The 23,702-nt window shown below is 57.9% G+C and carries 19 protein-coding genes; 6 read left to right on the forward strand and 13 right to left on the reverse strand.

Annotation, left to right across the window (positions count from 1 at the left end; genetic code table 11):
• Positions 1 to 127 precede the first annotated feature (127 nt).
• The 13 genes from I6F33_RS31185 to I6F33_RS31245 all read right to left on the reverse strand — a co-directional run bounded on the left by I6F33_RS31185 (position 128) and on the right by I6F33_RS31245 (position 15,703).
• Positions 128 to 970 (reverse strand): electron transfer flavoprotein subunit beta/FixA family protein, encoded by an 843-nt coding sequence (locus I6F33_RS31185; protein ID WP_225129669.1) that lies wholly within the window; start codon positions 968 to 970, stop codon positions 128 to 130.
• A 655-nt stretch (positions 971 to 1,625) separates the two neighbouring features.
• Positions 1,626 to 3,449, reverse strand: a complete 1,824-nt coding sequence (gene nifA, locus I6F33_RS31190; RefSeq protein ID WP_225145084.1) for a nif-specific transcriptional activator NifA — start codon at positions 3,447 to 3,449, stop codon at positions 1,626 to 1,628.
• A gap of 184 nt (positions 3,450 to 3,633) precedes the next feature.
• Positions 3,634 to 4,470 (reverse strand): SDR family oxidoreductase, encoded by an 837-nt coding sequence (locus I6F33_RS31195; RefSeq protein WP_225142036.1) that lies wholly within the window; start codon positions 4,468 to 4,470, stop codon positions 3,634 to 3,636.
• A gap of 635 nt (positions 4,471 to 5,105) precedes the next feature.
• Positions 5,106 to 5,312, reverse strand: a complete 207-nt coding sequence (locus I6F33_RS31200; protein WP_225145085.1) for a hypothetical protein — start codon at positions 5,310 to 5,312, stop codon at positions 5,106 to 5,108.
• Positions 5,309 to 6,421, reverse strand: coding sequence for a nodulation protein NodZ (locus I6F33_RS31205; RefSeq protein WP_276573708.1), 1,113 nt, complete (start codon positions 6,419 to 6,421; stop codon positions 5,309 to 5,311). The genes I6F33_RS31200 and I6F33_RS31205 overlap by 4 nt, the downstream gene beginning before the upstream one ends.
• Before the next feature lie 129 nt (positions 6,422 to 6,550).
• Positions 6,551 to 8,617 carry a carbamoyltransferase gene (locus I6F33_RS31210; RefSeq protein ID WP_225145086.1) on the reverse strand — a complete coding sequence of 689 codons (2,067 nt, stop codon included), beginning with the start codon at positions 8,615 to 8,617 and terminating at the stop codon, positions 6,551 to 6,553.
• A 324-nt stretch (positions 8,618 to 8,941) separates the two neighbouring features.
• Positions 8,942 to 9,730 (reverse strand): ABC transporter permease, encoded by a 789-nt coding sequence (locus I6F33_RS31215; RefSeq protein WP_225142032.1) that lies wholly within the window; start codon positions 9,728 to 9,730, stop codon positions 8,942 to 8,944.
• 3 nt (positions 9,731 to 9,733) lie between these two features.
• Positions 9,734 to 10,648: a nodulation factor ABC transporter ATP-binding protein NodI gene (nodI, locus tag I6F33_RS31220; protein ID WP_225145087.1), complete on the reverse strand. Its 915-nt coding sequence runs from the start codon at positions 10,646 to 10,648 to the stop codon at positions 9,734 to 9,736.
• Positions 10,649 to 10,656: 8 nt separating this feature from the next.
• Entirely contained in the window at positions 10,657 to 12,366 is a 1,710-nt protein-coding gene (nodU, locus tag I6F33_RS31225; protein ID WP_225145088.1) for a nodulation protein NodU, read from the reverse strand.
• 13 nt (positions 12,367 to 12,379) lie between these two features.
• A complete protein-coding gene (gene nodS, locus I6F33_RS31230; protein WP_225145089.1) occupies positions 12,380 to 13,009 on the reverse strand; it encodes a nodulation methyltransferase NodS in 630 nt (209 codons plus the stop codon).
• 11 nt (positions 13,010 to 13,020) lie between these two features.
• Positions 13,021 to 14,397: a chitooligosaccharide synthase NodC gene (gene nodC, locus I6F33_RS31235; protein ID WP_225145090.1), complete on the reverse strand. Its 1,377-nt coding sequence runs from the start codon at positions 14,395 to 14,397 to the stop codon at positions 13,021 to 13,023.
• A 17-nt stretch (positions 14,398 to 14,414) separates the two neighbouring features.
• Positions 14,415 to 15,026 (reverse strand): chitooligosaccharide deacetylase NodB, encoded by a 612-nt coding sequence (nodB, locus tag I6F33_RS31240; RefSeq protein ID WP_225145114.1) that lies wholly within the window; start codon positions 15,024 to 15,026, stop codon positions 14,415 to 14,417.
• A 44-nt stretch (positions 15,027 to 15,070) separates the two neighbouring features.
• A complete protein-coding gene (locus I6F33_RS31245) occupies positions 15,071 to 15,703 on the reverse strand; it encodes a NodA family N-acyltransferase (protein WP_225145091.1) in 633 nt (210 codons plus the stop codon).
• An 824-nt stretch (positions 15,704 to 16,527) separates the two neighbouring features.
• Between I6F33_RS31245 and nodD1 the strand changes: the two genes are divergently transcribed.
• From nodD1 to I6F33_RS31275, 6 genes are all read left to right on the forward strand, one after another.
• The gene (gene nodD1 / locus I6F33_RS31250; RefSeq protein ID WP_225145092.1) at positions 16,528 to 17,472 is read left to right on the forward strand and encodes a transcriptional regulator NodD1; all 945 of its coding nucleotides are present in this window, start codon (positions 16,528 to 16,530) and stop codon (positions 17,470 to 17,472) included.
• Between the two features lie 634 nt (positions 17,473 to 18,106).
• The gene (locus I6F33_RS31255) at positions 18,107 to 19,099 is read left to right on the forward strand and encodes a LysR family transcriptional regulator (protein ID WP_225145093.1); all 993 of its coding nucleotides are present in this window, start codon (positions 18,107 to 18,109) and stop codon (positions 19,097 to 19,099) included.
• A gap of 361 nt (positions 19,100 to 19,460) precedes the next feature.
• Positions 19,461 to 19,877: a hypothetical protein gene (locus tag I6F33_RS31260; protein ID WP_225145094.1), complete on the forward strand. Its 417-nt coding sequence runs from the start codon at positions 19,461 to 19,463 to the stop codon at positions 19,875 to 19,877.
• Between the two features lie 121 nt (positions 19,878 to 19,998).
• Positions 19,999 to 20,718 (forward strand): MerR family transcriptional regulator, encoded by a 720-nt coding sequence (locus I6F33_RS31265; protein WP_225145115.1) that lies wholly within the window; start codon positions 19,999 to 20,001, stop codon positions 20,716 to 20,718.
• Between the two features lie 266 nt (positions 20,719 to 20,984).
• Positions 20,985 to 22,097 (forward strand): branched-chain amino acid ABC transporter substrate-binding protein, encoded by a 1,113-nt coding sequence (locus I6F33_RS31270; protein ID WP_225145095.1) that lies wholly within the window; start codon positions 20,985 to 20,987, stop codon positions 22,095 to 22,097.
• Between the two features lie 561 nt (positions 22,098 to 22,658).
• Positions 22,659 to 23,690 carry an LLM class flavin-dependent oxidoreductase gene (locus I6F33_RS31275; protein ID WP_225145096.1) on the forward strand — a complete coding sequence of 344 codons (1,032 nt, stop codon included), beginning with the start codon at positions 22,659 to 22,661 and terminating at the stop codon, positions 23,688 to 23,690.
• Positions 23,691 to 23,702: the final 12 nt, after the last annotated feature.

The raw sequence follows: 23,702 nt of genomic DNA on the forward strand, positions 1-23,702 counted from the left end.
ACCCCGAATGCGCTGGTCGCGGGCCGCGATGCCTAGCTACATCTTGCGCGCTCACTTGACTCCGGTGCCTCTTGGCGTTGGCACATCCTTGGACCGTTTCAATCTGTCGTTGCCAGGACTCTCCAGATCAAGCGTCACGGACAAGTGCCTTAAGATCGGCTTCGAGCTTCGGTTCACGCTTGAAAATCGCGTCTATCAGCGCTTGCGCCGGTTGTTCGGCGGCCTCAACCAACGCCGCCTTCTCAGCCCGCGCAGAGGGGGCGAACACTCGCTTGACGACGGTCGGCGATCCCTTGAGGCCGCATTTGGAGACGTCTTCGATACCGGCATCGTGCGCGCTCCATTTCACAATTTTGGCACGCGCGGCACGCAAGGCATCCACCATCGCGCCGCGCCGAATCTGATTCGTTGCCTCCAGCATGGTGATGAGACAGGGCAGCCTCGTGTGCAGCACCTGGACACCACCTTCGGAGCGTCGTTCCGCTTCAATTGTATGGTTGGCGAGATCTAAGGATCTGACCTTCGCAACGTAAGTTAGCTGCATTACGCCCAGCCGCTTTGCGATGCCGGGCCCAACCTGCGCCGTATCGCCGTCGATGGTCTGCTTTCCCGTGAAGATGAGCTTTGTCGGGCCATATTCCTTATCAATTTTTCGGATGGCTGTTGCAAGTGCATACGTTGTTGCCAGGGTGTCGGAGCCCGCAAAGCAGCGATCGGTGAGTAGGACGGCGCGATCGGCGCCATAAGTCAGCGCCTTTCGCAAAGACTCTTCCGCCGATGGCGGTCCCATTGTAAGCACGGTAATTTCGCCGCCGAACCGATCGCGCAGCTCGAGCGCGGCCTCGAGCGCGAAGAGGTCATATGGGTTGATGATGGTCGGCACCCCCTGACGCATGATTGTATTGGTCACGGGGTGCACGCGGATCTGCGCCGAGTCCGGAACCTGTTTGATGCAGACGACATTGTGCACGGTGTTGCTCCAACAATTGCGACAGCTGCGAAGAGCAGAGCAAGTGTTGTACCATCACCCGCCCCTTTGGAATCGGCTTGCTATCACACAGGCTTAGATCAGGTGATGCGCCCCTCTAGCTCGCTCTTCCCAACGAACAATGCCAACATAAGTCAGGGCTGCGACAGCGCTGTTCCGCACGGCGCGCCAGCTGAGTGAGGCCAGCCTTTTGACAGATTGCGGTCGCTAATCACCAGCGGGCGGCGGACCGATTGACGTTTATTGAGCATTGCCGCTCACTAAAGCGCGATGAGATTAAGATGAATCATCATCGCGCTTTAGATCTTTGTTTGAGCATGATCTTTTCGGAAAACGCTTCACACTTTTCCGGGGATCGGCGGATAGGCATCATAGCTTGTTAGAGGTGAGCAACCGACGATTCGCGATTGCATGGCCCACAGGTGACGCTCGGTATGTCATGGCGCGCGAGTCCATCTCTCACCGAACCAGGTAAACCCGCCTTTCGACAGCAGTCCCGCAAGCGGGCGGGTGGTTTCGCTCGGGGCCAAGTTGCCGCCCAGGGCGGACCATTCCGTTCAGATTGCGATGAGATTGCCTATCGGAGATCGTCCTCATATAGCTATTTGGGAGTAGCAGTTCCGGCCGATGTCGTCGTTCAGAACCGCTTTATCTCGATCCCATATTTCCTCAGCGCGTAGCCAATCTGGCGCGGCGTTAGTCCGAGCAGGCGCGCTGCTTTTGCCTGCACCCAGCCAGATTTTTCCATGGCCGCAACGACCCGTTCGCGATCGGCCATCTTCGCGCCACTAACGAGAACTGTGCCGGGAGGCCCCAGTGAGGCCAGTTCGTCGCCGACAGACTGGACCGGCTGGCTCGCTTCAGCTAGCGGAATGATGGGCTTTGCCGGCACCGCTGGCATGGGTACGGGCTGCTCTTTCCTCTCGTCCGACGTGCTTTTCCACAGCATCGCGGAAAGGCACTGGCCGTGGCAGCATGCAAAGTCACTTCTCACGATCGATGATCCGGCGCACAGCGTCGCTGTTCGCTCGATGCAGTTTTCGAGTTCGCGGACATTTCCCGGAAAGCCGCAGTTCATCAGTACATCGATCGCACTCGGCTCCAAAGTCAGAGTACGGCCATTCTCGTTATTGAAATTTCTGAGGAACTCCCTGGCAAGCGGAGGAATATCACTGCGTCTTTCGCGTAGCGGTGGCAACAGTAAGGGAACTACGCTGATGCGATAGTAAAGGTCCGCCCGGAACTCGCTCTTTGCGACAGCCTCTTCGAGGTTCTTGTTGGTCGCAGCTATCACTCGAACATCGACCTTAATAGTCTGGTTGCTCCCGACGCGCTCGAACTCCTGCTCTTGCAAAACGCGCAGCAACTTCGCCTGGAACGGAGCTGAGATCTCGCCGATCTCGTCAAGAAAAAGCGTTCCCTTGTCAGCAAGTTCGAAGCGTCCCTTGCGCGAGCTAAACGCACCGGTAAAGGCGCCTTTCTCATGACCAAATAATTCGGATTCCAGGACGGTCTCAGGAAGCGCCGCGCAATTCAGCTTAACGAACGGGCGCTTGGCGCGGGACGATGATTCGTGAATGGCCTTGGCTACGAGTTCCTTTCCGGTGCCGGATTCACCACGCAGCAGAACCGTGCTGTTCGATCTGGCTACAACGGCAATCTTCTCGAGCAGCCCGCGCAGCGCCGGACTGTCGCCAATGATCCCATGGGCGTGTAGCTTCTTGCGCTCCCGAGAGGGTTGCCTGAGCTCTAATACCTCCTTTTGTAGCCGGTCTTTCTCCGCCATCAGTCGTTCGCGATCGCAGGCGAACAAGCGGTGTAACTTCACTGTTTGACCCACCAGGTTGGCGATCATGGCGAGCAGTCGCGCATCGTACTCGAGCCGGAGACTCGACCTATCGTCCCGGATGCGGTCGACCGTCAGCGTGCCCACGACCTTACGGTCAATGCGAATGGGAACCCCGATGAACGACACTGGCATACTATCGGAGGCGCCGAGCACTTCCCGGTCGGCAGCGCTGAATACCAGCTCGGCGGCCACGTTCTCGGCGACAAGAGGCCTGTCCGTCGCGATGATCTGGTCGATTGCGTTCCGCGGCAGTCGCATCCGGTAACTTTCGTCGCTGCCTTCGTTCCAGCCGGCGCCCACCGTAATATCCGGCATGCCGTCCTCGTCGAACAGTGAGACGATGCCGTGTCGCATCTGCACAAACGATTGCAAAAGACCAACAACGTTGGCCAACGTGACTTCGAGCCGACAAGGAGCGGCAAGAATTTTCGATATTTCGAAGATGCCGGTGAGCGCGCTCTCACGCAACGGCTCCCCCGGGGGCTTACCCTCCGGCTCAGGTTGCGAGGCAGATCTTTCGTGTGAGAAAGGGATATCCAGCATGAGGCGGCCTCCGTTGTCTTGATCATCCTCCCTGGTACCTTGTCCTGGTTGGCGAGCTTCGTTTTGCATGTCACTCTCGATCTAACGCCAAGTGTTGACGAGATGACATAGAACCGTGACACCTTTTCATGGCACGACGATAAACTTACAGTGTGCCTTCATTCATTTTTGCGGATTGCGTGCGCATCGTCAGCGGAGACCATAAGCGCCGCTGCTGCAGCTCAAGTTAGCTGTGTCGCCAAGGCCGGCCGATTCACAGATGTTGCCCACCATTGACCGGCACCTCGGCCCCCGTGACATAGCTCGCCGCATCCGAGCACAGGAAGAAGATGACCTTGGCCACTTCGTCCGGGGTTCCCACTCTGCGCAGCGGGATGCTTGGCACGAGACGCGCTTCTGTGTCGGGCGATAACATGTCCGTCCTGATTTCGCCGGGCGCGATCGCATTCACACGAATGCCATGCGGCGCATAATCGTGCGCCATTTCGCGTGTGAGGCTCGCAAGCGCAGCTTTCGACGTCGCATAGGCACTGCCGGCAAACGGGTGCACCCGCGAGCCCGCGATCGAAGTCACGTTCACGATCGATCCTGACGCGGCTCTTAGCTCGTCAAACAAACCCTGCGCCAGCAGGATCGGGGCCACCAAATTGAGATGGAACACCCTCATCCAAGTCTCGGTTGACGTCGTCAACGACGTCATCCGATCGCCAGCGGGCGTTTTCGGCGAGACACCGGCATTGTTCACTAGCGCGTGCAAAGGTGCACCGGCCAAGCGCTTCTTGACCTCAGTGATCGCGCGCGGCAGCATTCGATGATTGCTGAGGTCGATCTGGACATGATCCTCGTCCCCTGCGTGCCAGGGACATCGCTCGCCGTCGAACGGTTGACGCGCGCAAGAAATGATGCGCCAGCCCGCCTCCGAGAACAGCTTGGCAGTGGCATGACCAATTCCGCGCGATGCTCCGGTGAGCAACATCGCCTTCTGTTCTCCGCCATGAACGCGGGCTTTATCGGCGTGAAAGGGGCAACCCAAATGTGTTTCGGGCAACGAGCCTGTGATCAGATCGTCATTTGGCAGATCGAGACCCACGCCCGCCTCCTCTCCTGTTGCGCGCCGCACGCGTAGCAGGATTTGGGCCACCGCGATGCAGGTAAATCCGCCTCCGTTTTGCGTCCTAATGTCGCGCACGCGGAATGCTTGGCGGGTTCAAGACACGGTGCGTTTGCTTTGTGACAGTGATGGTGCATCAGCTACGTAATGTCACGAGCACACTCGCCTGCGTCAAGACAAGGTTGCAAGCCGCACGTTCTCTCCTGATTGCACAGGCGGAAGAGCCAGCGGAGGCCAGCGCCTCTTGTCGAAGCAACGATCGATCAGGATAGCGGCCACGGCCAGTAGCCGCGTCAACTCGAAAACTGACGTTACAAGCTTCGTACGTTAGATTTGCCGGCAGCTGATGCTGACTTCATAGCGCCCTGCTCTGCTGTGTCCAAACACTGGCACATCGCCGGGCGGATTGATTCCGGACCACGACCTGGCGTGCTGAATGTTTCCCCAAAATAGTGGATCTCGAGAGCGCCCGTCGCACCTGCGAGCGCCCGACCGCCACGACGGAACTCGCCGGCTGAACGGCGAATCTTTCGATATGTTCATCCGCGATCGACCACCGATCAGCTTCGATTTGCGGGTCCGCCCGAGGCGAAGACGAGATGTGTTCCACTTGTTTAACGCGGCTGCAGCGCGTTGGCGCCATTCTTATCGACGTCGAGCTTCTGCGGAAGGCATTCGCCCGCCGCATCGTTCTGTTCTCCGCTGGAGGTTCGCGGCAGCGCATCCGTTTGGACAGACAATTGCCGCCCCGAAAAGAACTGCCAGTACTGCTGGATGCAAAGAGCGGCTATCAGATCGATCAATCGAGCTACGACTTTCATGAAGCTACGAGATCTTTCGATTCTTCTTCAATCAAGATCAATCGGCTCGGATCATTCAAATCGAATTCTATAACGCGTGGGGCAAAGAGACGCGCATAGCGCGTGAAGGCGCTCGTCGGGGGAAAACGGATCACGGTGTCGCAGCACGCAAGGAGATACATTTCGATGAGAGCGGAAAAGCCGCCCTCGGCTCCGAGCGCCGCGTTGTGCAATGGGCCAGCCTGAGGCGCCTGGAATCGTTTTGGGATCGTGAAAACATCAGGGAATATAGTCGAAACCTTCTCAAGGACGAGCGCGCTGTCCGTGCACAGGAAAGCCCTCACGGGTTTTGCGTGGGGTAACCCCATGGCCTTATCAATGGCGTTACAGACCTGTCGCAAGGCGCGCTCCGGGTCAGCCCAGTAGGGAGCATGCCCCATGATATCCTCGCCGTTGCCATGCCGGACATGGATGCCGATTACGCTGTACGATTCAAAGTTCTCGCGGTAGATAGCATCAATCCGAGCCTGAATTTCAGGTCGTGGCTTGATGCTTCGAAAGATTTCTCGTTCGGCCTCCTGATCACAGCGCCACATCAGGCAGGCGTCACACACAACCGTGTTAGCCTCACTATCTTTCTGATTTTGGAACAGTTGATCGAGTTCGTCGCGTTCCCGGAAAATCTGCTCGTCCGGGCGATAGACGCAATCGATTGACGGCTTGTTCCACCATGCCGGGAAGAATGGTCCCGGAAATGAACACTGGTTAATCTCGTCACCGCAAATCACCCGCACGCCAGCAATGTCTTGAACCGGTTCGAAGAAGACTGAAAAAGCATTGGTGAATGGCTCATCGAGATAACAAGATCCCCGCCAATCAATGGCTAGCGTCCGTCCCGTCTGCTTTGCAAAACGCCAGGCTGCCGCCAGTGACCACAGGCAATCGCCGAACCCCGTACGTCGCCGGGAAACTACGAACCGGTCATTCCTCGAACCGCTAAGCATCTGCATTTTCTCTTCCCGGGCTCCTGGTTGGACAATAGACGTCATCGCAGACATCTCACGTATCATCTCGTCCGAGGCCATGGCCTGAAATCGCGGTGCCGGCGAGCTGCGTCGGTAGAACTTCATAGCAGCGCTATCCCTGGTGAGCCGCGTTTTTTCAACAGTTTGCGTATTTTCTTCAGCGGTGTTGCGTCGACGTACCCGATTTCAGGCGGACGCCCGATGCCACCCTCTGCGCTGGATAGCCTGGCCCCCTCACATGCTGGTATAGCCATGGCCATTGCTCATGAGTTCGGGCAATGTTTCGTTTTGCACTTTATTGTGCCCTCGAGCGCGCGGAGGATGCAGGCAAACGCCCCGCACCTCCCACACGAGCCGCAATTCCTTCACGAGATCTTCACGCTTGGCCTGGTCCAGCATGGTTGCGTCGAAAAGACAGCTGAGCGACGCCTCGCCCTCGATCCGCATCAAGATCTCGAAAAGCTCATGTGAGATACGCATACTATTGTGGGCGGAATGTCCCGTGCGGATCTCGCACACCGTTTCCTGGCGATCTGGCGCTGTGTAGGATCGAACACGATGAAGGGATGCATACGGCGGCAATGACACGCCCAGTGCACACCAATCCTGCAGTGATGCTGGCCGCTTCCTGACGAGGAAAGGGCCAACAACAAGTCCGTCCAGGTCAGTCGTCAAGAACGTGGTGATCGCATCTGACACGGACTGCACGATCGGCTCGGCATTGTTGTTAAACGAGGTATTTAGAAGTATCGGAATGCCCGTTCGCTTCTTGAACGCACTAATTACATCCCAATAGGTGGGGTTTGTCCTTCGCGATACTGTCTGCAGCCGAGCGGTCCCATCAACGTGGGTAATCGCACCGAGCACGTTACGCTTGGCTTCACGCACACGAACCACGAAATTCATGAAGGGGAGCTGCCGCGTGCCGTCCGGCAGCTCAAAGAACTCGCTCGCATCCTCCTCCAGTACAGATGGCGCAAAGGGGCGATAGCCCTCGCGCTTCTTGACAATGGCGTTGATGCGGTCCTTGTTTTCCGCAGGCCTCGGATCCGCAAGAATGCTGCGGTTACCAAGCGCACGTGGGCCGAACTCAGAGCGGCCCTGCACCCAGCCGATTACAGCACCATTTGCCATCCAGTCTGCCGCACTGGATGCTATGTCATCACTTCGTTGAATGTCGAGGTGGCCTGACCATGCGTTGAGCTCATGCTCTACGGCTTGCTCGCTCCCGAGATCAGGCCCCCAATAAACGTCCGGCAGTCGCTCGCGCGGCGCTGGCCTCCCCAGTTCGTTTGAGACCATCAATGCAGCGCCGAGCGCGCAACCGGCGTCGTGCGCCGCGGGTTGAACAAAGATGTCATCAAATAGCCCGGAATAAAGCAGCTTACCGTTCAGCGTGCAATTATGGGCTACCCCGCCAGCCAGGCACAAGCGTGTCATGCCCGTCGCTTCACGATGGTGCCGCAGGATGTGAAACACGATCCGCTCAAGCGCTTCCTGCAGCGAAGCGCTGACATCTCGATGCTGTTGGGTGAATGGCATTCCTTTTCGCCGAACATCGATGTTGCGGACCAGGGCCGGACCGATTCGATCCAGGTGAACGCGATAGCCACCGCTGTCCAACAATTCGTAGAACTGCGCGAAGAGTTCGCGATAGGGAGTGGGATCACCGTATGGGGCAAGTCCCATCACTTTGTACTCATCGAACAACCCGTAGCCGAGATATCGAATCGTCTCGAGATAGAACAGTCCCAGGGAGTTATGTTCCGGGAAGCTTGCAAGTTGCGCAATTTCAGTGCCAGACCCCGCCGCCAATAAGCCCGAGAGAAAATCGCCACCGCCGTCGATCGTAAAAACGAGACTTTGCTCGAACCCGGACATGGCAAACGCGCTCACGGCATGTGCCTCGTGGTGATTCACGAAGGAAAGCCGAGACGGATCGATCTCGGCGCCGAACTCCCGTGCCAGCAGCTGCCGCAGCAACAGTTTGGGGTCCAAGGGAACGGGCTGAGAAACAGAAAGACGCTCGAGCATGGTTTTGCAGTAGGCTTCAGTCGCGTAGAACGCGATACGGTCGATCTCGCCGAGCGAGACTCCTGCGGTAGAAACGCAGTATCGGATCGAATTGCTCGGGAACTTGTTGGAGTGCTTGACGCGGTTGAGGCGCTCCTCTTCGACAGCAGCAATTACGCGGCCATCCTGCACAAGAACCGCAGCGCCATCGTGAAGAAATGTAGTCGGCAGCTCCGGAGAGCTCTCATAGACTTTATCAAGACCGCCACTCACTCCCAGGCACAACATCCCGTTCTCCATTTGAACATGACAGGAAGGCTAACTGCCGCCCCACCGATCTAATCTGTACAGTCGCGCCCCGCCGGGCGCGCGTGCCAGACAGCACAACACAACTTTGCTAGGTCCATCTCGGCGCCTAGCGACAGGCGCTCAGAAGCAAGACTGCTAGCCCCCGACACCGATCGACCGAACAGGCGACCGTAGAACCGGCTCGATTGCGGCCTCTTAAGGCCATTGCAGAAGCTGCTCTAATAGACGAGGTCACCCCCGAGCTACCGCAGAAGCATCGTGACACTGCATCGATTTGACTTTGTCCGTTTCGCTCAACTCACGTCAACGCAGCAGGCGGCGCCGAAATAGTGCTGTCGACGCAAAAAAGGGCAAAACCGCGTAAACGCAGAGCGCACCTACGTGCAGGGCAGCACTGTCGGCACCGCGCTCAAGCATCGCTGGGCGAATAAGGTCGACCGAATGTGCGAGAGGCAATAAGCCGACGAAGTGCCGAAATGAGTCGGGCAGTTGGCTTGACGGAAAGACCACGCCGCACAGAAACACCATAGGAGTGAGGACAAGTGTCTGGTAAAACACGAAGTAATCGTAACTTGGCGCAAGTGATATGACGACCATCGCCAAGCTGGCGAAGACAAGGCCAGTAAGGGCGATTGTTGGCATCGCATAGAGAATGGATAGCCATGATGCGTAACCGAGAGCGGCGGCGACGATCGCGATCGCTGTTCCGGCCAGAACGGACTTACTGGCCGCCCACACCAGTTCACCTAGGACGATATCGCCAAGCGTTAGCTGAGTAGAGAGAATTGCTTCCCAGGTGCGCTTGGCGTCCATGCGTGCAAAGGCTGCATACATGGTTTCAAAGGTCGCCGACGTCATGGCGCTGGTCGCGACCATGCCTGCCGCCAGGAACGCGATGTACGAAGTCCCCTCAACGCGCCCCAGGATCAGTCCAAGGCCAAAGCCGAGGCCAAACAGATTGGTTAGAGGATCTGCGAGGTTGCCGAGAATCGATGCAAGTGCGACTTTCTTCCATGCGAGGAAGTTCCGACGCCATACCGCGATCCAGTTGTACGCGTTAGCGGGCATCACCGCCGCATAACTTTCACCCATCGCTCACTTCTCCATCTCGCGCCCGGTCAGCCGCAAAAACACGTCTTCGAGATTCGGGGGGCGCTGCAGAATACGAAGGCTCGCATGCCCACGCAGTTGCTCGCGCACCTGCTCCGGATATGGCGCATAACAAAAGAGCGTTTCTCCACTCACTTCGACGCGCCGCGCATACGGCCTGATCAGCTCGCGGAGGTGATGTGGATCACCCCCATAGATTTCGATCACGTTGCAGCCAATATGCTCATCGATCAGGTCGTCTGGCTTGCCTTCGGCGATCTTGCGTCCACCCTCGAGGACACACAGCCGATCGCACAAGCGTTCGGCCTCTTCCATGAAGTGAGTGGTCAAGAGAATCGTCTTGCCCCGCGCAAGCAGAACTCGCAGACGTTCCCAAATCAGGTGGCGGGCGTGCGGATCCAAACCAGTCGTCGGCTCATCCATCACGAGCAAATGCGGGTCATTGATTAGCGCACGTGCCAGCGTCAGCCGCCGTTTCATGCCACCGGACAGCGCGGCAACGCGCGTGTCCGCTTTGCTCTCGAGGCGTGCGAACTCGAGCAGCGAGGGGGCGACCGCCTCGATCTCGCGAGCGCTCATGCCGAAGTAGCGGCCAAACACCAGCAAATTCTCTCGCACGGTGAACTCGAGTTCAAGATTATCGAATTGCGGCACCACGCCGATACGCACACGTGCGACACGAGCGCGTGCAGGCACAGGCTCATTGAGCACCGTAATCTTTCCTCCGTCCGGCGAGATCATGCCAAGCAGCATGCGCGCGATCGTGCTCTTGCCGGCTCCATTCGGCCCGAGAAGGCCAAAGCACTCTCCGCGCGCGACCGAGAACGACAGCTCATTGACGATGACCTTGTCGCCAAATGATTTTCTCACGCCGGCAAGGTCGATTGCTACGGTGGACATGATCACTCTTAGGCTGAGAGAAGTCGTTCGTCCGACAATGGCTTCCCTACCACCGTTTTGGTCCAGAGCAGGCCGTCGCACCACACATGCTCAACGCGTCCCCAGTGGCAGGCCGCGGCAGCATCCGGGAAGAATCCACGCCCGTGGAGGTTAGCACTGGTATTGCAGAGCAGCGGAATGCCGGTAAGCTTCTCAAATTCGACGAGAAGCTCGGCGATTTTGTGCGGAGAGTCGCGGGAGATTGTCTGCAGCCGCGCCGAACCGTCGAGATGGACGACAGCGGGGACCTTGTCGCGCCATTCCGCGCGGGTCTGGTGATCGAACAGCATGTAGGGATCTGGCGTACCTGGGGTGAAAATCTCCGGCGCCCGATCCTCCAGACAGATCGGCGCCACCGGTCGGAACTGCTCGCGACGCTTGATGTCGTTGAGATGATCCTTCATTGCCGGGGAGGTCGGGGCTGCAAGAATGCTTCTGCCGCCCAACGCCCGCGGGCCAAGTTCGGCGCGCCCGGAAAGGAAGATGACCGGCTTGTCGTCCGCGAGAATCGCCGCAAGTTCACGCAGACTGCACGGCGCCGCCTCCCAATCCGGCGGAAGCTCGCTGTCGTGCAGGACCGGACCCCTGTAGACTGACCATTCCAATGGCCCGAAGCCATTTTGCGCCGCCATCGCGCCGCAAGCAGCGCCGATCGCCGAGCCGCTGTCATTCGGAAACGGCGGCACCCAAACATTATCGAACAATCCAGTCGCACGAAGCGCGCTGTTCCACTTGATATTGAGACCGCAGCCGCCGGCAATACATAGATTTCGCGCTCCCGGAAGCGACGAGTGTTGCAGCAGAACCATCGCCATTTCCTTGACAAGAAGACGTTCCACGAACACATGAAACGACGCAAGGACGTCCTCCGCTCGCTTGGCCGTCAGGCGCAAAGCGCTTGCCTCGAAGAAGTCGTGCAGAGCTGCAAGAGACGCTTCCGGATTGTTGATCTCAGCGCGGTACCGACGTGCCTGCTCCGTGTCAGCGGCGAAGCGCTTTTCATAGAGCTCCTGAAACACTGCGACGATGCTTTCATCGACAGAGCCAAGCGCGATGTAAGCCATCAGCTTGCCGGCGATGCCCAAATCCCAGCTGGAGCGGTTCGGCTGCCTGTATGGGCCGAAGTGAAGGCCCGCGGCAGCATAGGCATGTCCGATCATCGGAAACAGGCATGCAATGAGCCGTGCCCCCCGAGGTTCCACATAGTAAAGACGTGGAAAGATGCAGCCGTCCCATACCAGACAGAACGCGGGTTTTCCCGCACCTGCAAAGGGACTGGTGCTATATGCTGACGCGACGTGGCCTGTGACGTGCGGGTAGCTCTTATATGGAAACACCTTGTCTCCGAGGATCAGGCCAAAGCCGTCGACGGAATCAAGAAGGCCCTCAGCATGGCGCTCGACATATGGCGCCCCCTTCAGCGCGATCGGCACAGCTCCACTTAGGACCTGGAACTGCGACTCAATCTCCCCATCCCAGCCGTCGATGACGAACTGATCGATATCCCGCGGATCCAGGCCATGCTCCGCCAAGGCAAGCACGACTGCATCGAGATTCTCGACGGATTGGTAGCGTGGACCGTTGCCGCACTTCTCTTGCTCGGTGCAAAAGACAAGCCGCCCGTCCTCGATGACAGCAATTGCCCCGTCATGGGTTAACTTGATGCCGCAGATGCGCATACGATCCCCTAGTCTAGTGGCCGACGTTTGATTGTTCTGACGAGTGACCCGGCTTCCGGAACCGGACTATCAAGGAGTCTTCGTTGATTGACTCGGTGTGGCAGTGCAGACGTTCGACCTCCGATAGGCTCTCGTTGAAGACGGCGATCGCCGTTTCGGCACCAGCAGCATGCCCCCACCGTTGACATGTGGCATCAGGTGCGGACCCGAATATCAGAGCCCCATTTGGTGCTAGGATCCTCACCAGGTTGCGGATAGCCGCTTGCATCTCGACAATGTCCTTGAGGTAGTAAAGAACCTCGGCCACGACGATCAAATCGAACTGTTCAGTGGTCGAGAACCGCTGAATGTCGCAGGTCACCCACGTGATATGTGACCACTTCCTGGTCCGTAGTCGCGCTCGCTCGATCGGCTGCGGCATGACATCGACCACGGTGAGTCGTTCGCATAGCGGAGCCAGCATGTCCGTGAATGCACCGGCTGCACATCCTACTTCGAGGCCACACGAAACATCTCCGTTGCAACCCGACATCCGGAGCATTTGAGCGTATCGCTCCTGCTCGAAGGCACTACTGTCGAGACGCCATGGATCGTCGGCAGCCAACTCTCGCTCTAATTGCTGATGGTTTGCGTCCACGGTCATGAGCCAATTACCTACTTGCAGGCAGTCGAACGATCGCTACCGCAAACACTCTTTGTTGCCGTCAGGCTCGATGGGCTCTGGGAAACCCTCGCCTTACGAATTATACTAGACATTCCCCATTTACTTGCAGCACTTCGTCCAGCGTTCGGGTGCAGAATGACAGATTGCTTTTCCCCATCGGCCGGCACGTTGGCGACCTTGCGCGAGAGCCAATCGCTGTTGCTCAATGTACAAAGCGCATAAGCCTTCAAAGGAAGTAAGAGAAAGATATTGATCGGTGTGTGGAGCGAGAAGCCGAGAAACCGCAGTTCGCGAGCACGAATGGCTGCCACACTGCACCGGACCATTGTCATTGCTGCAATCGTCAATACCGTCCACCAGGGTACAGAGCCTGCCATTAGGAGCTGCGCGAGCGCAGCGAGTGATGAAAGGGCGAGAAGCAACGGGCCGAGATTTTGCCCGATAACGTCTAGCGTCAGATAGCCATCGAGCTCTGGCAGCAGGCGCAATGCGAGGAACGTGTCCCGGAAGGTACTGCGGGCCCAGCGGAGTTGCTGACGTAGATATGGCCCAAGGCGGTCCGGGACGACTGTTGCTGCGATCGCGTCCGAGACGTATTCGGTTCGAAAGCCCGCCTTGAGCATGAGGATCGTTAGATGGCGATCCTCGCCGAAATCGCTCGGCTTCCCTCGAAAGAATTGCGCTTCATATTGATCAAGAAGCAAGGCGAGCGCGGAGCGACGATACATGGCACATGGGCCGCAGCAGCACATGACCGCACCGAAACGCGCCTGCGCCGCGCGCTCTTCGTTGCATGCTAACCAGTATTCCATATCGATCAGCCTGGTCAGCCAGGTTTGGCTGCGATTGCTCGCTATCAATTGACCCATGGCCGCACCGATTTGCGGGTCATGCATCTTCAATACCAGCTTCGTGACAACGTCAGCGGCAAGTATCGTATCCGAGTCGACGTTGAGGACCAGGTCACCGGATGAGCTGCGTATCGCAGCGATCTGCGCCTTGCGTTTTCCAACGTTGTTTGCCAGCAAGATGATGCTGAACCTCGGATCGTTCGCATAGATTTTGTGCACAGGCGCGACAAGGTCGCGATTTGCAGATCCGTCGTCGACCACATAGACCTGTAGCTTTCCGGTGTAGTCTTGACTCGCAAGCGACTCCAGACATTCGGCGAGCGTGATTGGATCTTCGTTGAAGCACGGCACGATGACGTCTACACTGGGAAGGACCACCTCCGATCGTCCCAGGTTGTGCTGCAGCGATGAGTTAATCGCCGGTTGAGCATAAAGCGCTTGCGCGCTCTTGTAGATCGTCGAGAGCAGCGCATAAGACGAAACAGCGACGGCACTGGTTGTAGCGAGCAGGTCCATAGGGTGTCAGTTTTTGCTCAGTGAAGTTGAGGGAGTGGATGGATTACAAACCCGCGCCGTTGTAGTGCCGGGATCAGATGTGACAGGGCCATCGTGGTCTGATCGCGCAGCGTGGCATCAGTGCACGGTCGCTCCTCATCAGGAGGATATCCGTCGTGCAGGAGCACAATTGCACCCGGGCGAACGCTCGCGAGTACTGAATTCACAATTCTATCGACCCCGGGGCGGGACCAATCTCTCGGATCGACCGACCAGTGCACAGCTGTGAGACCGGCGCTCGCTGACACAGCGAGCACCTCTTGCGTCCACATGCCGTAAGGTGCTCGCATGTGCCTAGGTGAGGCCTGCGGGCACGCCGAACGGATCGCCTCGCTCGCCGTGAGAACTTCATCGCGTACCTCCGCTGGTCCGCATCTGGAAAGATCCGGATGGGTCATCGTGTGGTTCGCAACCTCGTGCCCTTCCGCGATCATTCGTCGAATGAGTTCAGGTTGTTCGGCCGCGTACGTGCCGATCACAAAGAACGTCGCCGGAATCCCATGTTGCGCCAGCACATCGAGCACCTCTGGCGTGCAAAATGGATTTGGCCCGTCATCGAACGTCAAATAGACGGGGCGACTTCCGGCCACGTCAGCATAGTCGCAGCGGACAGCAGATAGGGGGAGATGCTCTTTCACAACTCAGGCCCATTCCGATCGATGACCGTCCCGGCCGGCCACTCGCCTATCGAGCGTCCAACCGGGAAAACCACCACGATCACGTCTTCGATGCGGGTCGGCGACAAATTGGGATAGACATCCGGATGCGTGGAGCGGACGCGAATGCCGGACATGAGGGTGGCAAGCCCCTGCCTTCCGACCAGTCGAGTCATGTGTTTCTCAAGCGCAGGCCGAACCGTGCCAAAGCCGAATGGAATCCCGAGCTCCTGCAGTGTGGGATACATCACGCGCATTGCGTGGCTGATTCCCAGCCCTTCGAGATCCGGACGCACCGCATACAACCCCAGTTCGGCCACGAGGAGATCGACCCCACCAATCTTGATGAAGCGGCGTAGTAGCCCGAGGTGAGCAGCTATCCCGCGCGCGTCGTAACCAATTACGCGGAGCTCAGGTCTTGCCCCGGCCCAACTTCGGTTGCCCTCAAATGGCTGCGCATTGAACGCACCGGTCGGCCCGTAGCTCTTGCGGAAGAACTCGGCGAGTTCGGCATGATCGGTGAGCCGCAGTTCGTTTTCCCAGCGACGGCTCCACTGCACTTGAGTGCGTGTAGAAGGAGCTTCCGCAGTCCGGGATACGGCGATGTTCATGGCGAGCTTCCTTGTGCCAGTGGAATGAAGAGCGGAGATGGTCACTTGAACTCGCTAGTCGCCAACAGTGAAATGCGCTGCTATGACCCGTCGGAGCGCGGCACTCCTCGCCTGCACCGCGCCGTGCGCCTTCGCTCGCGATGAAGATATCGCATGGTTCGCGCTCGTGATCCGGCCAAAGCCCTGCGCGAGATATGCCGAAAGATGCCGACGAGGCGATTGGACTGGCGAGAGCCTGTCTGCACCACGAAGCTTTGCCGCCTCGTCTAGCATCGCTGTCGACGCTTTGACGTCTGAGGGCAGGTCTTCGATGCGCGGGGCCTCATCGATGGCGCATCGGAACGCCATCAAATCACACTGGTTCTTATCCATCTTCGACACGCCCTGAATGCGGTGGATAGGCGAGCCATTTGCAGAGTCGCCTGAATTTCTTGGCATCCGCAATCTGCGCCTGCCGTTATGTCGCGACACTAGAATGCGGCTGAACGCGCTCTCAAGTGTACGCGGGTAAACCTGCAATATGGAAAGGGATGGAACACGCATACCAAGGTTTATCGAGGTCCGCCTGACGTCTCGATCGAGCGAGCTTCGCACAGAGAAGAAGCGACGCGGCTCGCGCGGCGCGCCCATAGCCGCTCTCGAAACACATGCGGCGCCAGCTCGCACGTCCAGGAGTTGTTCTCTGAGTCCGCGTGAACGAGCAGCAGCCATGGTGATATGCTCGATTATTTTTTCCAAACTGATGTTTGCTATCCAACATCCCGCTATTTGGTAAAATCGATAGTTCCGATGGAACACATCCACACGATGGATAGACTTACAAGATGCGGTTCAAGGGACTTGATCTAAACCTTCTCGTTGCGCTCGATGCTCTGATGACGGAGCGCAACCTCACAGCGGCGGCGCGCAAAATTAACCTGAGCCAGCCCGCTATGAGCGCTGCCATCGCTCGGCTGCGTACCTATTTCCGCGATGAACTATTTACCATGAGAGGTCGAGAGCTCGTCCCGACACCTGGCGCGGAGGCGCTTGCAGGCCCGGTTCGCGAGGCGCTGCTGCACATCCAACTCTCGATCATATCACGGGACGCGTTCGACCCGACTCAGTCGAGCCGACGCTTCAGGTTCATTCTCTCCGATTTCATGACGATCGTCTTTTTGCGCAAGATTGTGGACCGTCTTGCACAGGAAGCTCCCGCGGTGCGCTTCGAATTGCTGCCATTTTCCGATGAACCCGATGAGCTGCTCCGCCGGGGCGAGGTCGACTTTCTCATTCTGCCGGAACTGTTCATGTCGAGCGCGCATCCTAAGGCGACGCTGTTCGACGAGACCCTCGTATGCGTGGGATGCCGCACGAACAAGCAGCTATCGCGGCAACTTACGTTCGAGAAATACATTTCGATGGGCCACGTTACGGCGAAATTCGGACGGGCGCTCAGACCAAACCTCGAAGAATGGTTCTTGCTCGAGCACGGCGTCAAGAGACGCATTGAGATCGTTGTGCAGGGCTTTAGCCTGATTCCGCCTATATTGTTAGATACGCGCCGTATCGGCACAATGCCCTTACGACTCGCCAAACACTTCGAACAGCGGATGCCACTGCGGATCGTCGAACCACCGCTCCCTCTGCCCACATTCACCGAGGCTGTGCAGTGGCCTGCGTTCCACAATACCGACCCGGCAAGCATTTGGATGCGGCGGATATTGCTGGAGGAAGCATCCAACATGGCATCTGGGCCTCAGGAGACTCCAACTCGCAGACGCTGCTAGAATCATAAGCCGCTCTCGGCAAGTTCCAAATACGCTCCGAACCCTTGGACATGCTCGGCCGCTTTCGTCACTTCAACGTTTCTGGCGCGAAGCGGCCAGAGATGGCGATCGGTTGCGAAGAATTGCCGAGTGGCGAGCGGTGATCTCGCTGGTGAGGTTTGGTGCGCTTGCACCTCAAACCGGCGACGCCCGGCCCTATCGCGTCAGAACTCGCCTCCACCAGTGCGACAATGTTTGGCTTGCCCGATAAAATCGCTTGAATCGCACCCCGCGTCAGGTTGTAGGTTGGCCGCCGTGCTAACGCTGCGCTACGCGACCGTCGACTGGGCGGTTTGGTGAACTGACGGCGCTGGCCGGGACACTGGGTTGAACTGCCATTAACCAACTGATCGGGCCCTGTTGCGTGGCTCGCTGGAAACGGCGAGACCGATCAGCTTCGGGACTCCTGACGGTTTCTGGCCGCCGCTGGGTGGCCTGCCGCCTTGCTCTCCAATGTTGCGGTCATTTTACGAGCGTCTTCTCGCGATCGCAGGATGGAAACGATGTCCATTCGGGCGAGCCAATAGGACCTCCAGACGCAGCCGTCACCGCTCGTTGTATGCGCCGCAGTTACGTTCCTGCCGGATAAGAAGACATGCGTTTCAAAGGTCTAGATCTAAATCTTCTCGTCGCGCTGGATGCTCTCATGACTGAGCGCAATCTCAGCGCGGCGGCACGCAAGATTAACCTTAGTCAGCCGGCCATGAGCGCAGCCGTTGCCCGCCTGCGCTCCTATTTCGATGACGAGCTGTTTGGGATGAGGGGGCGGGAACTTGTCCCCACCTCACGCGCGGAAGGACTCGCAGCTCCTGTGCGCGAAGCTCTAACGCGCATTGAGCTCTCAATAATCGCGCGGGACGCGTTCGACCCAGCTCGATCGAACCGGCGATTCAGGATCGGCTTTTCTGATTTTATAACAGTCGTATTCTTTCGAAATATCGTGGAGCGCGTCGCGCGAGAAGCGCCTGCTGTCAGCTTCGAACTCGTGACGCTCACCGATGAGCACGATGAGCTTCTCCGCCGCGGCGAAGTCGATTTTGTTATCTTGCCGGAATTATTCATGTCCAGCGTGCACCCCAGGGCGGCCCTATTCGAGGAGAGACTCGTTTGTGTAGGTTGCTGCACGAACAGCCAACTACTACGGCGGCTTACATTTGATCGGTATATGTCGATGGGCCATGTTGCGGTTAAGCTCGGAGGTGCGCGCAAGACGCTGGTCGAGGAATCCTTTCTACTCGATCTCTGTCTCAATCGGCGGATCGACATTCTCGTGCAGAGCTTCAGCATGATCCCGCCCCTGCTGGTAGGCACGAACCGCATAGGGACGATGCCATTAGGGCTTGTAAGGCATTTCCAAAGAACGATCCCCCTTCGGATTGCCGAGCTTCCGCAGCCATTCCCCGCCTTCACTGAGGCGGTCCAATGGCCCGTGCTTCACAATAGCGATCCGGAAAGCCAGTGGATGCGAGAGATATTGTTGCAGGAGGCTACCCGCATGGCAACTGGACAAGAGCCCTCCATCATCTGCACTTCGGAACGACCGGATACTGCCGGAGATTTCGCACGACCCGTCTCGCCGTTGTCGTAAGGACGATCTCAAGATCGTGCGAACCTTACATCCCAACGAATGTCTCAACGCACAATTTAGGCTCGCCTCTCTCGAATTCGTGGTCGCTCTATAAAGATCCTCGCAGCGGACGGCTATGATGACGACGTTGTGTAGGTCTTTCGAACGTTGGCATTAGGCTCGACGTGCGAGCGGCGGCTGGACCGTTGGCCTGCTTTTGGAGACAGGGACGCACGTTGCACCTGGCCGTCGGGCGCACCTGCCTCGATACAGCAGAATCGGCGCCGGGCTGTCGTCGTCAACTCTCCGAATCGGTAGTGGCTCCCGACGAGCGGAGACGGTTCTTTGCGGTTACCGAGTCGTACCACCACGCACAGTGAGCGTGGTGGTCATCGATCATGCACATGACCACGATCTCTTGCGTTGTCGAAGCAAGCATCGCGCACGCGTGTTGCCCTATCGCATCAGCCTGGAGTACATCGCATCTTCGTCGCTCCGTGCCGCGGGTCTGACTTCTTTTGGCCCTATCGGCGCCAAACGTCTTGACGACGTGCGCTGCCATTACGCAATGACAAACAAGGAGCTGACGTTGGAGCAATGCAGCGGCGTGTTCGATCCGGAAGAGCTTTCCGTCCTGGGACGCCTTTATGATAGTGCGGTCATCGCGCTACCCCCATCGATGCGAAATCCGGAAAATTGCACTGCAATCGCCAAACTCATCTTGGAGCGTACAGCGGCTGGCGATGCTCAACTAGCATGCCTGACGAACTTGTTGAACACCATTTGCCCTCAGGGTTGATCCCCCGCCATTCTGAGGATAGTCACCACTCTCGCGCTGGAATGGAAGACGATCCAGCTAGAGCTTTGAAAAAGCTTGAATCACACGTGACGTCAGGTTGTAGGCTTTGAAATTGAACAACATGAGCAAAGCTACACCACGAAGGCGTCGATGGCGCATTGGCGAACTTGCAGAGGCGACCGGAGTAACGGTACGCACGCTGCATCATTATGAACATACGGGGCTACTAGCAGCCTCAGAGCGTACTGACGGCGGCCACCGGATGTACGACCGCGAAACCGTGCAACGGGTTAACCAGATTCGGGCGCTACGTGAGCTTGGCTTCTCGCTTGTCGAGATCCGCAAAGCTATGGAGGGCACGGCCTCACTCACGGACCTGCTGCGCAAACATCTTGAGCGGATAGAACTTCAAGTCGCTCGGGCAACTCTGTTGCGAGATCGCCTGCGCAACATGACCATCGACAGTGAGATCCAGGTAAGTGTGGATGACCTGCCAGCTACCTTGAATGCCATGTCGCGGGTCGAGACGCGTAGTCAGAAATCCCGATGCACCTGCAAGCTAGCTGCAGATCGCGAGGAGCGGTGGCGGCAGATCCGCGACGACCTGCGTGATTGTATGGATCGGGGCGAGCCCCCTTGCGGCGAGCGAGCAAAAGCTGTCGCAGCTGCAGCCCGCCTGCTGATCAGCGAAATCGCCGGCGCCGATTCACGCGTTTCGATGATCCTGAAGGTACTTGCACGTTTAAGCGCCCCCCGCAGTCTGGCTGGTTGGGATCCCTGCCTCATGCAATATCTCGATCTCGCCCTTGGCGGGTTGGAGGATCAGCCGTACTTTGGCTGATCGGCGACTCTGATGCTGGCCGACAGCTTTACGGGTTCGAGCGGACAGATCGTCATGGCCTCGCCGATCCGGGGCTCCCTGACGCCTTGATCGAGACTCCCTTCAGACGGGGCTTGAACCGCACGTAACGTCAAATTGTAGGCTCTTACGTGGTCGCAATCTGGCCGACCTGACGCACGCTTCGCTTGGCTGGCGGCCTCGACCTGCAGCCACGTCTGATCACAGCTGTTGGCGGTTCACTTTAGGTGAGCATTGGGAGCTTTACAATGTTAAATGGGCATAACGCTTCTGCTGCGAGTGCAGCGCTTCTCTTCTGCGCCCTCGCTTCGGCTGCGCGCGGCTCCGAAGTCAAGATTGCCGTGGCTGGGCCAATGAGCGGAAGCAGCGCTGCGTTCGGCTTGCAAATGCGCGATGGTGCGGCTGCGGCGGTCGAGGCGTTGAACGCTTCGGGCCTACTTCCCGATACCAGGGTGGTTATGAGTGTCGCCGACGACGCCTGCGACCCGAAGCAAGCCGTCGCAGTCGCGAATAAGCTCACAACAGAGCGGGTACGGTTGGTCATTGGTCATTTTTGTTCCTCTTCGTCGATCGCGGCCTCCGACATCTATGCCGAAGCAGGCATCGTTCAGGTCTCCCCTGGCTCGACAAATCCTCAGCTAACAGAACGAGGCCTTCAGACCGTCTTTCGGATCTGCGGCCGCGACGACCAACAGGGCACCGCTGCCGCTGAGTACATTCACAGGAACTACCCTAACGCCAAGATCGCAGTGCTCGACGACAAGAGCACCGCAGGCAAGGGTATTGCCGACGTGGTTGAGGCACAGCTTCAGATGTTCGGTGAACAAGTCATTCGGCAAAGCTACGTAGCCGGCGAAAAGGATTACAGGGCCCTGGTCTCAAGAATGAAGAAGGATGGGGTGCGCGTCGTCTATATCGGCGGCTATCATACCGAAATCGGCTTGTTTGTACGCCAGGCATCAGAGGCAGGAGCGGGCCTCGTCGTCATGGCGAACGATCCGTTGATGACCTCTGAATTCTGGGCCATTACCAGCACCGCTGGAAATGGCACGTTGTTTACCTTCATGCCGGATCCCGCCAGGAATGCCAATGCGGCCGGCGTGGTAGCCGGACTCAAAGCTTCCAACCTGTCCGCTGAAGGCTACACGCTTTACGCCTATGCTGCCGTGCAAGCATGGGCAGAGGCGGTGAACCGGACCGGCTCGCTCAATGCTGCGCGCGTCGCCAGCGCACTTCATTCACGGGCGATCGATACCGTGATTGGGCCAGTGCGGTTCGATACAAAGGGAGATAATGCGGTTCCTGGTTTTCTGGTTTACCGCTGGCGCGACGGCCGTGTTGAAACTGTCGAGCAGAACTGATTGGCGTCAACGCCGCCTCCCCAAACCCAAAGTGACACGGATGATGAGACGCCCTCAGGACGTTGGAGCAGCGATACTCGCAAGCTCTCTTATTCTTGCAGCTTTCGTAGCGTTCGTCGCGTTCGTTGCAGCCCTCGCAGAGCTACCTGATGTCGACCTGAACGAGACGCTGCGTCCGACCATAGACAAATAGTAGCCTGTCGCGCTGATCCGGCTCGCGGGCACATGACCTCTGAAGCGGCCATCTACAATGGTGCTAGGTTAGGTGGCATGGACATTTCTGCGGCCAAGCGTTGGGGCAGGCGAAGAAGAGGAGAACGCGAAGCTAACGGTGCTTCTGGTCGAGCACATGCTCGGTGAGGAGGCGCTTCGCCACCTTTTTTCAAAGTAACTGCCGGACCGCCATCTACGCATTCTCGTGACCCAATCACACGTGCAACGTCAGATCCACGCACCCAAAGAGAAACGCACTAAGCCGTCAAATGAGGAACAACACCTCTTTGAGCGCGACGGCACGAAGCAACCAGGGCTCGCCGCCCCATATAATCGGAGATTGATCGAGTGAAGAGTGGCCTTCCTTCAAGACTAAGGTGCGGCATTTTCGACCATTTGGATGACGACGGTCGAGATGCCGCACGACAATATGAAGATCGTCTCAAGCTGGCGGAGGCCTGTGATTCTCTGGGCTTCTACGCTTATCACCTGGCCGAACACCATTGCACACCTCATGGCAGAGGGCCCTCGCCGAACCTGTTTCTATCAAGCCTGGCGCAGCGCACCCGGCAATTGCGCTTTGGTCCGCTCGTCCTGTTGCTCAATCTTTATCACCCATTGCGCGCATTCGAAGAGATCTGCATGCTTGACCAGTTGAGCGGCGGCAGGCTCGAGCTCGGGATCGGCCGCGGCTCCCAGCCGATTGAATGGGGCTATTTCGGCATCAGTGCAGAAACCGCACCAGGCCGTTATACTGAAGCCAGCGAAATCCTGAATATTGCACTGAAGGGACATACGCTATCCTATCAGGGACACCACTTTGAGCTGAGCGAAATACCCTTAACCTTGAGGCCTCATCAACGTCCATATCCGCCGACCTGGATCGCCAGCAATCGGGCCGAGTCGGCGCAGTGGGCCGCTGCAAATGGCGCCAATCTGGCGTGCATAGGCCCCGCCTCTGTTGTCCGGAAAGTTACGGAGGCCTACCGCTCCCAACGCGGCCACAATACAACCGCACATGGCCGCGAGCCATTTCTCGGCCTCGCCCGCATGGTCGTAATTGCTAAGTCTGACCAGGACGCTCATGCGGCGGCCAAAACTGCGTATGGACGATGGCTGGAGAGCTTCAAGTTTCTTTACGACTTGAACGCCATTCCGACGCCGCCCGCCCTTCCGCTGACCTTCGATGCAGCACTTGAGAGCGAATTGTGTGTCGTTGGAACGCCAGCTTCCGTCCGGCAGCTTCTTCTTCAGCAGATGGAAGAGGCAGGTGCCAACTACTTGCTTTGCCAGCTTGCATTTGGAAACCTTCCGCTGGAGGTCTCCGTGTACACGGCAACCGCAATCAAAGCTGAAATTCTCGATAGCTTTGGTGGTTAATGTCTACATTGG

It is taken from the genome of Bradyrhizobium sp. BRP20, assembly GCF_020194215.1.
Taxonomy (GTDB): Bacteria; Pseudomonadota; Alphaproteobacteria; order Rhizobiales; family Xanthobacteraceae; genus Bradyrhizobium; species Bradyrhizobium yuanmingense.

Bases quoted from the DNA above. Each gene is read 5' to 3' on its own strand.
- I6F33_RS31210 (WP_225145086.1), bottom strand. From the start codon at position 8,617: ATGTTGTGCCTGGGAGTGAGTGGCGGTCTTGATAAAGTCTATGAGAGC.
- nodI (WP_225145087.1), bottom strand. From the start codon at position 10,648: ATGTCCACCGTAGCAATCGACCTTGCCGGCGTGAGAAAATCATTTGGC.
- I6F33_RS31205 (WP_276573708.1), bottom strand. From the start codon at position 6,421: ATGAAGTTCTACCGACGCAGCTCGCCGGCACCGCGATTTCAGGCCATG.
- I6F33_RS31200 (WP_225145085.1), bottom strand. From the start codon at position 5,312: ATGAAAGTCGTAGCTCGATTGATCGATCTGATAGCCGCTCTTTGCATC.
- nifA (WP_225145084.1), bottom strand. From the start codon at position 3,449: ATGCAAAACGAAGCTCGCCAACCAGGACAAGGTACCAGGGAGGATGAT.
- nodC (WP_225145090.1), bottom strand. From the start codon at position 14,397: ATGGACCTGCTCGCTACAACCAGTGCCGTCGCTGTTTCGTCTTATGCG.
- I6F33_RS31255 (WP_225145093.1), top strand. From the start codon at position 18,107: ATGCGTTTCAAAGGTCTAGATCTAAATCTTCTCGTCGCGCTGGATGCT.
- I6F33_RS31265 (WP_225145115.1), top strand. From the start codon at position 19,999: ATGAGCAAAGCTACACCACGAAGGCGTCGATGGCGCATTGGCGAACTT.
- I6F33_RS31215 (WP_225142032.1), bottom strand. From the start codon at position 9,730: ATGGGTGAAAGTTATGCGGCGGTGATGCCCGCTAACGCGTACAACTGG.
- nodD1 (WP_225145092.1), top strand. From the start codon at position 16,528: ATGCGGTTCAAGGGACTTGATCTAAACCTTCTCGTTGCGCTCGATGCT.
- I6F33_RS31270 (WP_225145095.1), top strand. From the start codon at position 20,985: ATGTTAAATGGGCATAACGCTTCTGCTGCGAGTGCAGCGCTTCTCTTC.
- nodS (WP_225145089.1), bottom strand. From the start codon at position 13,009: ATGACCGTGGACGCAAACCATCAGCAATTAGAGCGAGAGTTGGCTGCC.
- nodU (WP_225145088.1), bottom strand. From the start codon at position 12,366: ATGCGCATCTGCGGCATCAAGTTAACCCATGACGGGGCAATTGCTGTC.
- I6F33_RS31245 (WP_225145091.1), bottom strand. From the start codon at position 15,703: ATGAACATCGCCGTATCCCGGACTGCGGAAGCTCCTTCTACACGCACT.